A 14,124-nucleotide genomic window follows, 5' to 3' on the forward strand; every position below is an offset into this window, starting at 1 on the left:
CTTCCGTCGGCCCCTGCGGGCGGTCTCTGTCCCGGGCGTGGTCGTCCGCCGCGTGCGCCACGGCTCCGGGGGCGCGGCGCACGGGTTCCCCGCCCAGCCTGCCTGGTGCGGGCGGCGGCGGGCCATGGGGGTGATCGCCGTCCTGGCCGGGGGGATAACCCCACCATCCGGGAGTCTGCCTGGTCGGCTGCGGGGGCGGTCCGGCGTCTTGCAGCTCGGGCGGGGTGCACAGTCGGGGGGTCGGTGGACCTAGACTCCCAGGCGTACGAAACGTCATGGCTGTGTAAAGGAACATGGGAACCCGCCGTTGAGCGCTGGGCCGGAGGCACCGATCATGGAGGCAACGCAGGCGTCCCACGTGGTGGGACAGCTCGCGCAGCGGGCCGCCGATGCTGCGGCCGACCCGGTGAAGGGCGGCGGCTACTTCGACGCGTACACGACCGTCGGGCTGATCGCCGTCGTCGGCGTGGTCTTCGTCGCGGTGGCCTTCACCGCGAACCGGCTGATGCGCCCGGTGGTCCCCAGCCCGGAGAAGCTGCTCAGCTACGAGTGCGGTGTGGACCCGGTGGGGGAGGGCTGGGCACAGACCCAGATCCGCTACTACCTGTACGCCTTCCTCTATGTGATCTTCGCGGTCGACGCCATCTACCTCTTCCCGTGGGCCACCGTGTTCGCCGCCCCCGGGTACGGCGCGGGGACGCTGGTGGAGATGTTCGTCTTCATCGGGTTCCTCGCCGTCGGACTGCTCTACGCCTGGAAGAAGGGCGTCCTGGAATGGACGTGACCCCCACCCACAGCTCACCCACCCACAGCTCACCCGGCCACAGCTCGCACGCCCACGGGTCGCACGCCCACGGCTCGGGCCCCGCCGCCGGGGGCGCCGTGCCGCTCGGCATGCCCGACCCCTCCCGGCCGGGGGCCGCCGCCGCGCAGCGCAGCCTCGGCCCGCTGGCCCGGCTCGCCCCGGACCCGGTGAAGGTGGTCCTCAACTGGGGCCGCCGCTACAGCCTCTGGTGCTTCAACTTCGGTCTGGCCTGCTGCGCCATCGAGTTCATCGCCGCGTCCATGGCCAGGCACGACTTCATCAGGATGGGCGTCATCCCGTTCGCCCCCGGCCCCCGGCAGGCCGACCTGATGATCGTCTCCGGCACGGTGACCGACAAGATGGCCCCCGCCGTCAAGCGCCTCTACGAGCAGATGCCCGAACCCAAGTACGTGATCTCCTTCGGCGCCTGCTCCAACTCGGGCGGCCCGTACTGGGACTCCTACTCCGTCACCAAGGGCGTCGACCAGATCATCCCGGTGGACGTGTACGTGCCCGGCTGCCCGCCGCGCCCGGAGGCACTGCTCCAGGGCATCCTCAAGCTCCAGGAGAAGATCGCCGGGGAGTCGACGGCCGACCGCTACGCCGCCACCCCGGCCGCCCCGGCCGTCGGGAACGCGGCACTGCGCCGGCCCCTGGTCGCCGGACCGGCCACCGACACCCCCGGACCGGCAGCCGACCCCGGAGCGCAGCAGTGACCTTCGACCGCACCCCGGAGGAGGCGGCCGCCGCCATCGGCGACTGGGCCACCGCCGAGCTGAGCTACCAACTGCTCACGGTGGACGTGCCCGCCGAGCACTGGATCGACTCCCTCACCGCCGCCCGCGACAACCTCGGGCTGGCCTACTTCGACTGGCTGAGCGCCGTGGACGAACTGGCGGAGGGCTTCTCCGTCGCCGCCCACCTCGCGGCGGTCGGTGACGCCGCCCCGGCCAGGCACCTGCTGCTGCGCACCCGCGTCCCGCGCGACGGCGCCGCGCTGCCCACCGCCACCGGCGTCTACGCCGGGGCCGGCTGGCACGAGCGGGAGACGCACGAGATGTTCGGCATCGACTTCCCCGGGCACCCGGGGCTGTCGACGCTGCTGCTCCCCGACGGCTTCGAGGGGCACCCGCTGCGCAAGGAGTTCGTGCTCGCGGCGCGCGTCGCCAAGGCGTGGCCCGGTGCCAAGGAACCCGGCGAGAGCGACCACGGCGAGGGCCAGGCGGCCGGCCGCCGCCGGATGCTGCCCCCCGGCGTGCCCGACCCCAACGAGTGGGGCCCGCTCAAGGGCACCCTGCCGCCGGTCGCCGAGCGCCCCGCGCGCGGCGCCCGGACGGCCGCCGGCGCCGGGGAGCGACCGGTACGGGCCGACCGGCCGCGCCGCACCCGCAGCGTCAGCGGCGGCTCGGCCAGCCAGACCACCCCCACCCCCGGCGAGGCCACCCCCAGCACGCCACCCACCCGCGACCGCACCCCGGACGCCCCCTGGCAGGTCTCCCCGCCCCCCACCCCGGCGGAGGCCATGCCCGAGACCCCGACCCAGCCCGAGGCCACCCCGGCCCGGCCCGAGACCCCGGCGGAGCCGACCCCCGAGACCCCAGCCCAGCCTGAGGCCACCCCGGCGGAGGCCATGCCCGAGACCCCGACCCAGCCCGAGGCCACCCCGGCCCGGCCCGAGACCCCGGCGGAGCCGACCCCCGAGACCCCGGCGGAGCCCGCCGCACCTGAGGACAATCCCTCCCCCCGCCCGGACGGAGACGGCGCATGACCCTGCTGGAAGCGCTGCTCCGCTGCATCGCCGTCCTCGTCGCGTTCCTGGTCCTCCCGCTGGTCATCGGCCAGACCGAGCACAAGGTCATGGCCCATATGCAGGGCCGGTTGGGCCCGATGTACGCGGGCGGTTTCCACGGCTGGGCGCAGCTGGTCGCCGACGGTGTGAAGTTCGCGCAGAAGGAGGACGTGGTCCCCGCCGACGCGGACCGCCGGGTCTTCCAGCTCGCCCCGGCCGTCGCCCTGCTGCCGTACCTGGTGGTGCTGATCGCCATCCCGATCGGCCCGCACGGGCTGGTCGGACAGGCTCTCGACGCCGGCCTGTTCTTCGTGCTCGCCGTGATGGGTGTCGGCGTGCTCGGGTCGCTGATGGCCGGTTGGGCCTCCGCCAACAAGTTCTCCCTCCTCGGCGGCATCCGCACCGCCGCGCAGCTGATGTCGTACGAGCTGCCGATGCTGCTCGCCGCCGCCTCCGTCGCGATGGCGGCCGGCACCCTCTCCCTCCCCGGGATCGTCAGCGCCTTCCACTGGTGGTGGGTGCCGTGGCAGATCGTCGGCGGGTTCGTCTTCTTCACGGCCGGCCTGGCCGAGTTGCAGCGGCCGCCGTTCGACATGCCGGTGGCCGACTCCGAGATCATCTTCGGCGCCTACACCGAGTACACCGGTCTGCGGTTCGCGCTCTTCCTCCTCTCCGAGTACGCGGGCATCCTCGTCCTCTGCGCGCTGACCACCGTGCTCTTCCTCGGCGGCTGGCACGGCCCGTTCTCCGACGGGCTGGGCTGGCTGTGGACGCTGCTCAAGATCTTCGTGCTGGCCTTCCTGGTCATCTGGCTGCGCGTGACCTACCCCCGACTGCGCGAGGACCAGCTGATGCGCTTCGCCTGGACCGCCCTGATCCCGCTGTCCCTCGCCCAGCTCGCCCTCACCGGCATCGTCAAGGTGGTGATCTCCTGATGGCTCCCCTCCCCGGTCGCGGCCTGGCCAAGGGCCTGGCCGTCACCCTGCGGACGATGACCCGCCGGTCCGTCACCGCGCAGTACCCCGACGTGCAGCCCGAGCTGCCGCCCCGCAGCCGAGGTGTGATCGGCCTGCTGGAGGAGAACTGCACGGTCTGCATGCTCTGCTCCCGCGAGTGCCCGGACTGGTGCATCTACATCGACTCCCACAAGGAGACGCTGCCTGCGGTCGACCCCAACGCCCGTGCCCGCACCCGCAACGTCCTCGACCGCTTCGCCATCGACTTCTCGCTCTGCATGTACTGCGGGATCTGCATCGAGGTCTGCCCCTTCGATGCGCTCTTCTGGTCGCCGGAGTTCGAGTACGCCGAGACGGACATCCACGAGCTCACCCATGAGCGCGACCGGCTGCGCGAGTGGATGTGGACCGTGCCGGCCCCGCCCGCCCTGGACCCCGCCGCCGAGGAGCCCAAGGAGATCGCCGCCGCCCGCAAGGCCGCCGACAAGCTGGCCGCCGCCCGGCCCGCCGAGGCGGCCGCCACCGGGGACAGCGCAGAGGAGCAGCAGGACAAGTGACCGCCTCCCCCCTTCAGCTCGCCGCCGGATCGCTCTCCTCGCAAGGGCACTCCTTCCTGTCCCCGACCGGGGTCGAGATCGTCTTCGTCCTGGTCGGCCTCGCCGTGCTCGGTGCCGCCGTGCTCTCGGTGAGCACCCGCCAGCTGGTGCACGCCGCCCTCTGGCTGGTGGTGGCCCTCGGTGGCCTGGCCGTGGAGTTCCTGCTGCTCACCGCAGAGTTCATCGCCTGGGCGCAGGTGCTCATCTACATCGGGTCGGTCGTCGTCCTGGTGTTCTTCGGCCTGATGCTCACCAAGGCCCCGATAGGCCGCTCGCCCGACGCCGACTCCGGCAACCGCCCGGTGGCCCTCGGTGTCGCCGCTGCGGCCGCCGCCACCCTGGTCACGCTGGTCGTCGACGCCTTCCGCACCACCTGGGTCGACCTCGGTGCGGGCGGCGGCAGCGCCGAGGTCACCGGGGAGAGTCTCTTCCGCCACTGGGTACTGCCGTTCGAAGCACTGTCCGTCCTCCTTCTCGCGGCCCTGGTCGGGGCCATCGTGCTGTCCCGGAACGAGCGGACCCGCAGCGCGCCGCGCCCGCCTCGGCCCCGCCCTGGCAGGGCGGCCCGCACCGCCCCCGCGAACCCCCCGCAGGAGCGCTGACCGCCGATGCACCTCGCCTATCCCGCCGTCCTCGCCGCCCTGCTCTTCTGCATCGGCCTCTACGGTGTGCTCGCGCGGCGCAACGCCGTCCTGGTCCTGATGTCCGTCGAGCTGATGCTCAACGCCGTCAACCTCAACCTGGTCGCCTTCGACGTCTGGCTGCGCGACACCCTGCACGCCGGCCAGGCGCTCACCCTGTTCACCATCACCGTCGCCGCGGCGGAGATCGGCCTCGGCCTCGCCGTCGTCCTCATGGTCTTCCGCAGCCACGGCACCGCCGACGTGGACCGGCTCCGCGACCTCACCGACAGCATCGCATCCACCACTGACAGTCCGCCCAGCCCGGACGATCCACCCTCCCAGGACCCCGACCCGGTGAAGGGCAAGGCCGCCGCATGACCGTCACCCTCGCCGCGCTCGTCCCCGTGCTGCCCGCGCTCGGCGCCGCCGCCGGGCTCGCTGCGGGCCGCCGCGCCCCGGGCTTCGTACGGCCGCTCGCCGTCCTCCCCGTCGCAGCCTCCGCCGTCCTGGCCCTGCTGGTCGCCCTGGACCTGGGCAGCGGCAGCACCCTGGACGCCGCCACCCGGCTCACCCCCACCGGCGGACCGGACATCGACCTCGCACTGCACCTGGACGGCTTCGCCACCGTCATCGCCGTGCTGGTCGGCATCGTCGCCACCTGCGTGCAGATCTACTCCACCGCCTATCTGCGCGACGACCCCCGCTACCCCTCCTACGCCGCCCTGGTCTCCCTCTTCACCGCCGCCATGCTGCTGGTCGTCTACTCCGGCGACCTCATCGTGCTGCTGGTCGGCTGGGAGATCATGGGCATCTGCTCGTACTTCCTGATCGGCCACCACTGGGAGACGGCCGACGCCCGCTCCGCCTCCCTCAAGGCGTTCCTGGTCACCAAGCTCGGTGACGTGCCGTTCCTGTTCGGCATCTTCGCCCTGGGCGCCGACGCCGGGACGTTCCGGATCAGCGGAGTGCTGGACGCGGCCGCCCACGGCCGACTGCACCACCCCACCCTGATCGCGCTGCTGCTGCTCGCCGGAGTGGCCGGCAAGTCCGCCCAGTTCCCGCTGCACACCTGGCTCCCGGACGCCATGGCCGGCCCCACCCCGGTCTCCGCCCTGATCCACGCCGCCACCATGGTCGCGGCCGGCATCTACCTCGTCGCCCGCCTCCTCCCGGTCTTCCTGCTCTCCGGCGCCGCCCTGGTCGTCCTCGCCGTCATGGCCGCCGTCACCATGATCGGCTCCGGGCTGTGCGCGCTCGCCCAGGACGACATCAAACGCGTCCTCGCCTACTCCACCGTCGGCCAGCTCGGCTACATGGCCGGTGCCCTCGCCTCCGGCGACCGTGACGCCGCCGTCTTCCACCTGCTGGCCCACGGCTTCTTCAAGGCGCTGCTCTTCCTCGCCGCCGGTGCCGTCATCCACGCCGCACACACCAACTCGCTCACCGCCATGTCCCGGATGCCCGACCTGCGCCGACGCGTCCCCGACGCCTACTGGACGCTGGGCATCGGCCTGGTCGCCCTGATCGGCCTGCCGCCCTTCGCCGGCTTCTTCAGCAAGGAGTCGGTGCTCACCGCCGCCGAGCACGCCGCCACCGGCGAGGCCCTCACCCGCGGCCTCGGCCCGGCCGGCGCCGTACCCGCCGCCGCAGGCTGGATCGTGCTGGTCGCCGGACTGGCCACCGTGCTGCTCACCGCCGCCTACGCCACCCGGCTCTGGCTGCTTGCCGGTGCCCTCCCGCGCCTGCTGGGAGGGGTGAAGCAACCCACGGACCCGGTCAAGGCCACGGCAGCCCCCGACCACACCCCCGCCGCGCCGTACGCCATGCGCTGGCCGCTCTGGGTGCTGGCCGTCCCCACCATCGGCTTCGGCATCGCCGGGCTGCGCCCCGACTGGCTGCCCTCCCTTCTCGACGGCGGCTCGCTCCGCCCCACCCTCACCACCGCGATCCTCGGCACCGGCCTCTCCGTGATCGGCGTGCTGGTCGCGTACGCCGCCTGGCGCACCGCCTCGCTGCGGGTCGCCCGTGCCCAGGCCGACGCCGCCAACGCCGTCCTGGAGCGCGTCGCCGCCGAGCACGCCGTCCGGCCGGTCGGCACCGAGTCCGCCCCGGAGGAGACCCCGGCCGACCTCGCCGCCGAACTGGCCTCCACCGGAGTGCCGCCCACCCACGAGACCATCGCGGCCGCCGTGGCAGCCGCCGCAGCGGTCAGCATCACCCCCGACCCGGCCAGCAGCCTGCTCGGCCCGCTGCTCACCCCCGCCACCCGGGGCTTCGGCGTCGACCGCGCCTACACGGTGCTGTTCGTCCGCCCGTTCACCGCCGGCGCCCGGCTGGTCCGCTTCCTGGACCGCGAGGTCGTCGAGGGCTATGTCAACGGCACCGGTCTCGGCGCCCGGCTGCTCGGCGCCGCCGTCCGCCGCGCCCAGACCGGCAACGCCCAGACCTACCTCAGCGCCCTGCTCGCCGGCGCCGTGATCATCGCCGTCGCGGTGGCGGTGGGCACATGACCGGCCGCGCCGCCCGCACCGAGCCCGCAGCAGCACCAGTCACCGTCACGGAGACCGCCCGATGAACGCAGTCCTCATCGCCCTCCTCCTGCTGCCGCTGCTCGGCGCCGCCGCCACCCTGGCCCCGCGCGCCTTCGGCGCCGACCCGGCGACCCAGGGCCGCCGGGCCCTGCGGTTCGGCACCGCCGTCACCGGTCTGGTGCTGGTACTCGCCGTCGTCCTCGCGGCCGGCTTCGACCACGGCGACTCCGGCCGGATGCAGGCCGTCACCGACGCCTCCTGGATTCCCGCCCTGGATGTGCGGTTCCACCTCGGCGTCGACGGCATCTCCCTGCCGCTGCTCGTCCTCACCGCACTGCTCACCTTCCTGTGCGCGCTCTACTCCACCCGCCGCCTCCCCGACGGCCCCGGCACCCCCTCGCCGCTCGCCTTCACCGGCCTGCTGCTGCTGCTCGAAGTCGGCATGCTCAGCACCTTCGCCGTGCTCGACCTGCTGCTCTTCTTCCTCGCCTTCGAGATCGTGCTGATCCCGATGTACTTCCTCATCGCCCGCTGGGGCGGCGAGGGACGCGGCCCCGCCGCCAACCGCTTCATCCTCTACACGCTGCTCGGCTCGGCCGTGATGCTGCTCGGCCTGCTGCTGCTCGGCAGCAAGGCGGGCACCTTCGACATGACCGCCCTGGCCGCCCGGCACGGTGCCGGCCTCTCCCACACCACCCAGGTCCTCGCCGTCCTCGCCATCGGCCTGGGCCTCGCGGTCAAGGCCCCCATGTGGCCGCTGCACAGCTGGCTGCCGGACGCCCACACCGCCGCGCCGACCGTCGGCTCCGTACTGCTCGCCGGGGTACTGCTCAAGATGGGCACCTACGGCTTCGTCCGCGTGCTGCTGCCCGCCGCCCCCGACGGCGCCGCCACCCTCGCCCCCTACCTCGGGGCACTCGCCGCCGTCGGCATCCTCTACGGCTCCCTCGCCTGCCTCGCCCTGGCCCGCCCGGGTGCCAAGGGCGACCTCAAGCGACTGATCGCGTACTCCTCCGTCGGCCACATGGGCTTCGTCCTGCTCGGCATCGCCACCCTCACCCCCACCGGCATCAACGGTGCACTCTTCGCCAACATCGGCCACGGCCTGATCACCGGCCTGCTGTTCTTCCTGGTCGGCGCCGTCAAGGACCGCTACGGCACCGCCGACCTCGACCGCCTGGCCGGTACCGGCACCGCCACCGGCGCGGCCCTCTACGGCCGCGCGCCCCGGCTCGGCGGACTCCTCGCCTTCGCCGCCGTCGCCAGCCTCGGCCTGCCCGGCCTGGCCGGCTTCTGGGGGGAACTGCTCGCCATGTTCGGCTCCTTCCATCCTGCGGCGGGCCTCTCCCGCCCCGCCTACCTGGTCTTCATGGCCGTGGCCGGCCTCGGCACCCTCCTCACCGCCGGCTATCTGCTCACCGTCGTACGCCGCGTCTGTATGGGCGACCCGGCCACGGCCCCCCGCACCGCCCCCGGGGCGGCACAGCCGGCCCTGGCCGACGTACAGCCGTACGAGGCGGCCGCCTGGACCCCGCTCGCCGCCCTCACCGTGCTCGCCGGGCTGTGGCCCGCCGTCCTCCTCGGCCTCTCCGACCCGGCGGTCAAGAGCCTCCTCGGAGGTGGCTGACCCGTGCCGCTCACCAGCCCCCTCGCCCCTCCCACCCCCGGGCAGCCCGCCATGACCGCGACCCAGCACCTCACCGACCTGGCCGTGTCCCACCCCGGCGCACTCATCCAGTCCGTGGACTGGGTCGCCGTCGCCCCGCCGCTCATCGCCGCCGTCGCCGCCCTCGGCATCCTGGTCGCCGACCTCTTCCTGCCCGCCCGGCGCAAGCAGCTGCTCGGCTGGGCGACCATCGCCGCCCTCGCCCTCGCCCTGCTCGCCCTCATCCCCCTGCGCCACGGCGACCGCGCCACCTTCTGCTTGAAAACCGTAGCGGCCACCACTGACAACGCCGGCTGCTCGTATGTCGCGGACCACTTCGCCCTGGTCTTCCAGCTGATCGCCCTCGGCGGCGCCCTGCTCACCGCCCTGCTGTCGCTGCACACCGTGGAGGAGCACCGGCTGCCTGGCGGCGAGTACTGGTTCCTGCTGCTCAGCAGCGCCACCGGCGCCGCCCTGCTGCCCGCCGCCCGCGACCTCGCCACCCTGATCATCGCGCTCGAGGTCGTCTCGCTCCCCGCCTTCGCGCTGGTCGGCCTGCGCCGCGACCGGCTCGGCGGCGAGGCCGCGCTGAAGTTCTTCCTCTCCTCGGTCACCGCCACCGCCGTGATGCTGCTCGGCGTCAGCTTCGTGTACGCGGCGGGCGGCAGCATCCACCTGACCGCCCTCGCCGACGGACTGGAGCACGCACCCGCCCAGCTGCGGCACCTCGCCCAGGCCGGCGCCGCGCTCACCCTGGTCGGCTTCGCCTTCAAGGTCGCCGCCGTCCCCTTCCACTTCTGGCTGCCGGACACCTACACCGGCGCCCCGGTGCCCGTCGCCGCGTACCTCTCGGTGGTCTCCAAGGCCGCCGGGCTCGCGGGCATCGCACTGGTCACCGAGATCGCCTTCCGCCCGTACGGCCACACCTGGGGCATCCTGCTCGCCGTACTGGCCGCCGCCACCATGACCGCGGGCAATGTCGCGGCGCTGCGGCAGCGGCCCGACACGCCGCGCAGCGCGGTACGGCTGCTCGCCTGGTCGTCCATCGGCCAGGCCGGCTATCTGCTGGTGCCGCTGGCCGCCGCCGGACAGCGGCACGGCGGCGGCAACGCGCTGGGCGCCACCGCCGCCTACGCCCTGGTGTACGCGGTGGTGAACCTCGGCGCCTTCGCGGTCGTCGCCGTGGTCGGCCGCAGTGCGGCGGACAACCGGCTGGACGACTACCGCGGCCTGTTCTCCCGCCGCCCCGCCGCCGCGCTGGCCCTCGCCTTCGCGCTGCTCTGCCTGGCCGGGCTGCCGCCCGGGGTGATCGGCGTCTTCGCCAAGGTCGTCGTCTTCCGCGCCGCCGTGGACGCGGGCCTGGGCTGGCTGGCCGTGGTGATGGCGGTCAATGTCGTCGTGGCGCTGTACTACTACCTGACCTGGACGGCGAAGCTGTTCGCCGCCGCCCCCGAAGACGCCCGGTCCGTCCCGCCGCAGCGGACCCCCGCCCCGCTGGCCGCCGCCGTCGGCCTCACGGCGGTGGGCGCGGTCGCCCTGTCGCTGGCCCCCCAGCTGGTGCTCCGGGTCTTGGACAGCTCCCTCTTCTGAGTACGCTCCGGAGCGCGTCGGCGGGCACCGGCGCGCGTGCCGCCGAGCGCGCCGTGCGGTTGCGCAACGCCGTCACCCGGGGGACAAGGGAACCAGGACCGCTCGTCCCGCCGTTGATCGGATGAGAGGGCTTCCCCGTCGCACGCTTTGGAGGGCCGGCCGTTGCACCGCCAGCACAACGGGCTGAGGACCGCCGTACTGCTCGGCGGCCTGTCCGCGCTGATCATCGTGATCGGCGGCTTCTTCGGCCGCACCGGCCTGCTGGTCGCGGTCGTCGTCGCCCTGGGCACCAACGCCTACGCGTACTGGAACAGCGACAAGATGGCGCTGCGGGCCATGCGCGCCCGGCCGGTCAGCGAGATCGAGGCCCCCGGGCTGTACCGCATCGTCCGGGAGCTCTCCACGGCCGCCCGCCAGCCCATGCCCCGCCTGTACATCTCGCCCACCGCCGCCCCCAATGCCTTCGCCACCGGCCGCAACCCGCGCAACGCCGCCGTCTGCTGCACCGAGGGCATCCTCGGCATCCTGGACGAGCGCGAGCTGCGCGGCGTGCTCGGCCACGAGCTGAGCCACGTCTACAACCGCGACATCCTGATCTCCTCGGTGGCTGGCGCGCTCGCCTCGGTGGTGATGTTCCTGGTGAACTTCGCCTGGCTGATCCCCATCGGCCGCAGCGACGACGACGAGGGCCCCGGCCTGGCCGGGATGCTGCTGATCATGATCCTCGGCCCGGTCGCCGCCTCCCTGATCCAGCTGGCCGTCAGCCGCTCCCGCGAGTACCAGGCCGACGCCGACGGCGCCCGGATCACCGGCGACCCGCTCGCCCTGGCCAGCGCCCTGCGCAAGCTGGACGCCGGCACCAAGCAGCTCCCGCTGCCGCCCGAGCCGCAGCTCCAGACCGCCAGTCACATGATGATCGCCAGCCCCTTCCGCCCCGGCGAGGTGGGCACCAGACTCTTCTCCACCCACCCACCGATGGCGGAGCGCGTCGCCAGGCTCGAGCGCATGGGAGGCTACGGGTCATGAAAACGCTGCTGAACCTGATATGGCTGGTGCTCTGCGGCTTCTGGATGGCGATCGGCTATGTGCTGGCCGGCATCATCTGCTGCGTCCTCATCATCACGATCCCGTTCGGCATCGCCTCGTTCCGGATCGCCGGCTACGCCCTGTGGCCCTTCGGCCGCACCACCGTCGAGCGCCGTGACGCGGGCGCGGGCTCCCTGATCGGCAACATCATCTGGATCGTCTTCGCCGGCTGGTGGCTCGCCCTCGCCCACATCACCACCGGCATCGCCCTCTGCTTCACCATCATCGGCATCCCGCTGGGCATCGCCAACTTCAAGCTCATCCCCATCTCGCTGCTCCCCCTGGGCCGCGAGATCGTCCCCACCGACCGCCCCTTCGCCACCCGCTGAGCGTGAGGCGGTCCGCCCTGAGCACACCGTCAGGCGTCGGTGGTGGCGGCTTCGGTGGGTCCGCCGGTGGAGAGTGACCGGCGGGCGCAGGCCGTGATGCGGTCCGCGAGCTGCTGGTAGGTGATGGGCCCGCCGCAGAGGCGGCGTACGGAGGCCAGGCCCAGGCTGGCCTGTCCGGTGGCCTGCACAAGAGCGCGGGGGGCGACGTGGAAGCCCCACTGGCCGATGTCCAGCGGGTCGTAGTCGGCGTGGGTGAGCGCGGAGTGGAGGGCGAAGACGTAGACGTCGGCGTTGTAGGACTGCTCGGTGGCGTCGCCGTTCTCGGGGGTCCAGGTGCGCCCGCGCAGCCGGGAGAAGCGGATCTCCGACAGCCGGCGCTGGCCCCAGGCCTGGAGGTAGGCGCTGGTCTTGACCTCGATCTTCAGCCCGTCCGGCGTCAGGACGTCGAAGCTCTCCCACTCCGTGTTGCGTGCCACGGCGCCGACCGCGCGGTGGACCAGGAACTCCGCGAGCAGGCCCCGGGTGGTGTTGGTCCGCAGGTCGGGCAGCGCATAGCGCCAGAAGTCCAGCACCGTTCCGCCATCCATGCCCCGGAACGCCTCGCTGCCCTCAAGCGGCGTCAGCTCGGCCGGGGTGTGCCAGTCGTCGGAGGCGGCGGAGTCGGAGAGCATTCCCCAAGCCTGTCATGAGCGCCGGACAGGGAGGGCGCATCGAGGGCAGCACCCGGAAGTCTCCGGTGCCGTGGCCCTCGGTGCGCCCTCCCCGGTGGGAAGGCTGGTGTTCCCGCCGGTCAGAGCCCTGATCTAGCGGTAATTGACGAACTGGAGTGCGAAGTCCAGGTCCTTGCCCTTGAGCAGCGCCTGGACGGCCTGGAGGTCGTCGCGGCTCTTGGAGGAGACCCGGAGTTCGTCGCCCTGGATCTGGGCCTTGACGCCCTTGGGGCCCTCGTCGCGGATGATCTTCGAGACCTTCTTCGCATCGTCCTGGGAGATGCCCTCCTTGATGGAGGCGGAGATCCGGTACTCCTTGCCGGAGAGCTGCGGCTCGCCGGCGTCCAGCGCCTTCAGCGAGATGCTCCGCTTCACCAGCTTGGTCTCGAAGACGTCCAGGATCGCCTTGACCCGCTCCTCGGAGTTGGCCTTCATCTCGATCTTCTCGCCCGACCAGGCGATGGAGGCGCCCACGTTCTTGAAGTCGAAGCGGGTGGCGATCTCGCGGGAGGCCTGGTTGAGCGCGTTGTCGACCTCCTGCCGCTCGACCTTCGAAACGATGTCGAAACTGGAGTCGGCCATGCTGTCGGTTCTCCTTGGCGGTGGTACGGCACTGTCCGGCGCCCAGCCTATCCACCACCGCCGCACCCGGCCGCCGCACGCCCCCCACCCCGGTTGATCAACCCGTGATCAACCGAGTGGCGGACCACCCCGGGGCATCGGGTATCGTTTACGACGTCAAGCGGGGCACGGCCCCGTGAGACGCCCCTGGCGGGTTGCCCGAGCGGCCAAAGGGAGCAGACTGTAAATCTGCCGGCAATGCCTACGTAGGTTCGAACCCTACACCCGCCACAAACGCCGGAATCGGCCCTGAGCAGCGGAAACGCCGCTCAGGGCCGATTCTGCTGTGTGGGGTCCGGCGGTCGGCGCGGGCGGGTGCTTGACGGGTCGGCTTGGGGAAGCACACGATCGGAAGCCCGGCGGTACATCGCCCGGGGTCGCCTCCCGCGAGAGGAGTCGGCCATGGACCGCACCCCGCCCTCCGCGTCCCCGTCGTCCCCCTGCTTCGGCTCCGTGGTGGTGCTGCGGGGCGAGCTGGACCTGCTGACCGCGCCGGCGGCGGACCGGCTGCTGGAGGACGCGGCCGCCACCCACCCCGGCTGCGACCTGCTGGTGGATCTGCGCCAGGTGACCTTCGCGGACTGCGCCGGGCTGAGCCCGCTGCTGCGAGCGGCCCGCCGGGCGCGGGAGCGGGGCGGCACGGTGACGGCGATGGTCACCGCTCCCCGGCTGCTGCGGCTGCTGACGCTGACCCGGATCACCGAGGCCGTGGCGGTACTGCCCGCCCTCGACCTGCCCGCCGACCCGCCGCGCACCCCGACCCGGCCGACCCCCGCCGGGGGCGGCGCCGCCACGGTCGCGGGTGGCCGGGGCGGCGGGCCCGGCTGAGCGAACCGCGCCCCG

15 protein-coding genes and 1 tRNA gene are annotated in these 14,124 nt (G+C 73.0%); 14 read left to right on the forward strand and 2 right to left on the reverse strand.

Annotated features, from left to right (window positions below; genetic code table 11):
- Positions 1-334: 334 nt before the first annotated feature.
- From ACIQGZ_RS13345 to ACIQGZ_RS13400, 12 genes are all read left to right on the forward strand, one after another.
- Complete coding sequence (locus ACIQGZ_RS13345; RefSeq protein WP_402601570.1) at positions 335-784, forward strand: NADH-quinone oxidoreductase subunit A; 450 nt, start codon at positions 335-337, stop codon at positions 782-784.
- Positions 775-1,521 carry an NADH-quinone oxidoreductase subunit NuoB gene (gene nuoB / locus ACIQGZ_RS13350; protein WP_402601572.1) on the forward strand — a complete coding sequence of 249 codons (747 nt, stop codon included), beginning with the start codon at positions 775-777 and terminating at the stop codon, positions 1,519-1,521. The genes ACIQGZ_RS13345 and nuoB overlap by 10 nt, the downstream gene beginning before the upstream one ends.
- Positions 1,518-2,573 carry an NADH-quinone oxidoreductase subunit C gene (locus ACIQGZ_RS13355; RefSeq protein WP_402601574.1) on the forward strand — a complete coding sequence of 352 codons (1,056 nt, stop codon included), beginning with the start codon at positions 1,518-1,520 and terminating at the stop codon, positions 2,571-2,573. The genes nuoB and ACIQGZ_RS13355 overlap by 4 nt, the downstream gene beginning before the upstream one ends.
- Positions 2,570-3,529 (forward strand): NADH-quinone oxidoreductase subunit H, encoded by a 960-nt coding sequence (locus ACIQGZ_RS13360; RefSeq protein WP_402601576.1) that lies wholly within the window; start codon positions 2,570-2,572, stop codon positions 3,527-3,529. Before ACIQGZ_RS13355 ends, ACIQGZ_RS13360 begins: the two co-directional genes overlap by 4 nt.
- Positions 3,529-4,107, forward strand: coding sequence for a NuoI/complex I 23 kDa subunit family protein (locus ACIQGZ_RS13365; RefSeq protein ID WP_402601578.1), 579 nt, complete (start codon positions 3,529-3,531; stop codon positions 4,105-4,107). Before ACIQGZ_RS13360 ends, ACIQGZ_RS13365 begins: the two co-directional genes overlap by 1 nt.
- The gene (locus ACIQGZ_RS13370; RefSeq protein WP_402601580.1) at positions 4,104-4,748 is read left to right on the forward strand and encodes an NADH-quinone oxidoreductase subunit J; all 645 of its coding nucleotides are present in this window, start codon (positions 4,104-4,106) and stop codon (positions 4,746-4,748) included. The genes ACIQGZ_RS13365 and ACIQGZ_RS13370 overlap by 4 nt, the downstream gene beginning before the upstream one ends.
- Positions 4,749-4,754: 6 nt before the next feature.
- On the forward strand, positions 4,755-5,147 hold the full coding sequence (gene nuoK, locus ACIQGZ_RS13375) for an NADH-quinone oxidoreductase subunit NuoK (protein ID WP_402601581.1): 393 nt from the start codon (positions 4,755-4,757) through the stop codon (positions 5,145-5,147).
- Positions 5,144-7,279: an NADH-quinone oxidoreductase subunit L gene (locus ACIQGZ_RS13380; protein ID WP_402601582.1), complete on the forward strand. Its 2,136-nt coding sequence runs from the start codon at positions 5,144-5,146 to the stop codon at positions 7,277-7,279. The genes nuoK and ACIQGZ_RS13380 overlap by 4 nt, the downstream gene beginning before the upstream one ends.
- A 61-nt stretch (positions 7,280-7,340) precedes the next feature.
- Complete coding sequence (locus ACIQGZ_RS13385) at positions 7,341-8,927, forward strand: NuoM family protein (RefSeq protein ID WP_402601584.1); 1,587 nt, start codon at positions 7,341-7,343, stop codon at positions 8,925-8,927.
- Positions 8,928-8,978: 51 nt separating this feature from the next.
- On the forward strand, positions 8,979-10,535 hold the full coding sequence (locus ACIQGZ_RS13390; protein WP_402601966.1) for an NADH-quinone oxidoreductase subunit N: 1,557 nt from the start codon (positions 8,979-8,981) through the stop codon (positions 10,533-10,535).
- A gap of 162 nt (positions 10,536-10,697) precedes the next feature.
- A complete protein-coding gene (gene htpX / locus ACIQGZ_RS13395; RefSeq protein ID WP_402601585.1) occupies positions 10,698-11,561 on the forward strand; it encodes a zinc metalloprotease HtpX in 864 nt (287 codons plus the stop codon).
- Positions 11,558-11,950 carry a YccF domain-containing protein gene (locus tag ACIQGZ_RS13400; protein ID WP_402601586.1) on the forward strand — a complete coding sequence of 131 codons (393 nt, stop codon included), beginning with the start codon at positions 11,558-11,560 and terminating at the stop codon, positions 11,948-11,950. Before htpX ends, ACIQGZ_RS13400 begins: the two co-directional genes overlap by 4 nt.
- Before the next feature lie 29 nt (positions 11,951-11,979).
- Here the strand turns inward: ACIQGZ_RS13400 and ACIQGZ_RS13405 are convergent, their stop codons facing one another.
- The gene (locus tag ACIQGZ_RS13405) at positions 11,980-12,621 is read right to left on the reverse strand and encodes a hypothetical protein (protein ID WP_402601588.1); all 642 of its coding nucleotides are present in this window, start codon (positions 12,619-12,621) and stop codon (positions 11,980-11,982) included.
- Between the two features lie 132 nt (positions 12,622-12,753).
- Positions 12,754-13,242 carry a YajQ family cyclic di-GMP-binding protein gene (locus tag ACIQGZ_RS13410; protein WP_402601589.1) on the reverse strand — a complete coding sequence of 163 codons (489 nt, stop codon included), beginning with the start codon at positions 13,240-13,242 and terminating at the stop codon, positions 12,754-12,756.
- 188 nt (positions 13,243-13,430) lie between these two features.
- Between ACIQGZ_RS13410 and ACIQGZ_RS13415 the strand changes: the two genes are divergently transcribed.
- Together ACIQGZ_RS13415 and ACIQGZ_RS13420 are read left to right on the forward strand one after the other, a co-directional pair.
- Positions 13,431-13,512: transfer RNA gene (locus tag ACIQGZ_RS13415), tRNA-Tyr, on the forward strand.
- A 171-nt stretch (positions 13,513-13,683) separates the two neighbouring features.
- Positions 13,684-14,109: an STAS domain-containing protein gene (locus ACIQGZ_RS13420; RefSeq protein ID WP_402601590.1), complete on the forward strand. Its 426-nt coding sequence runs from the start codon at positions 13,684-13,686 to the stop codon at positions 14,107-14,109.
- Positions 14,110-14,124 lie beyond the last annotated feature (15 nt).

This window comes from Streptomyces sp. NPDC092296, assembly GCF_044755465.1.
In the GTDB taxonomy this organism is placed as follows: domain Bacteria; phylum Actinomycetota; class Actinomycetes; order Streptomycetales; family Streptomycetaceae; genus Peterkaempfera.

Excerpts from the sequence above, each read along its gene's own strand:
- nuoK (WP_402601581.1), top strand. The coding sequence starts at position 4,755 with ATGCACCTCGCCTATCCCGCCGTCCTCGCCGCCCTGCTCTTCTGCATC.
- ACIQGZ_RS13360 (WP_402601576.1), top strand. The coding sequence starts at position 2,570 with ATGACCCTGCTGGAAGCGCTGCTCCGCTGCATCGCCGTCCTCGTCGCG.
- ACIQGZ_RS13410 (WP_402601589.1), bottom strand. The coding sequence starts at position 13,242 with ATGGCCGACTCCAGTTTCGACATCGTTTCGAAGGTCGAGCGGCAGGAG.
- ACIQGZ_RS13385 (WP_402601584.1), top strand. The coding sequence starts at position 7,341 with ATGAACGCAGTCCTCATCGCCCTCCTCCTGCTGCCGCTGCTCGGCGCC.
- ACIQGZ_RS13345 (WP_402601570.1), top strand. The coding sequence starts at position 335 with ATGGAGGCAACGCAGGCGTCCCACGTGGTGGGACAGCTCGCGCAGCGG.
- nuoB (WP_402601572.1), top strand. The coding sequence starts at position 775 with ATGGACGTGACCCCCACCCACAGCTCACCCACCCACAGCTCACCCGGC.
- ACIQGZ_RS13380 (WP_402601582.1), top strand. The coding sequence starts at position 5,144 with ATGACCGTCACCCTCGCCGCGCTCGTCCCCGTGCTGCCCGCGCTCGGC.
- ACIQGZ_RS13365 (WP_402601578.1), top strand. The coding sequence starts at position 3,529 with ATGGCTCCCCTCCCCGGTCGCGGCCTGGCCAAGGGCCTGGCCGTCACC.
- ACIQGZ_RS13400 (WP_402601586.1), top strand. The coding sequence starts at position 11,558 with ATGAAAACGCTGCTGAACCTGATATGGCTGGTGCTCTGCGGCTTCTGG.
- ACIQGZ_RS13420 (WP_402601590.1), top strand. The coding sequence starts at position 13,684 with ATGGACCGCACCCCGCCCTCCGCGTCCCCGTCGTCCCCCTGCTTCGGC.
- ACIQGZ_RS13405 (WP_402601588.1), bottom strand. The coding sequence starts at position 12,621 with ATGCTCTCCGACTCCGCCGCCTCCGACGACTGGCACACCCCGGCCGAG.
- ACIQGZ_RS13390 (WP_402601966.1), top strand. The coding sequence starts at position 8,979 with ATGACCGCGACCCAGCACCTCACCGACCTGGCCGTGTCCCACCCCGGC.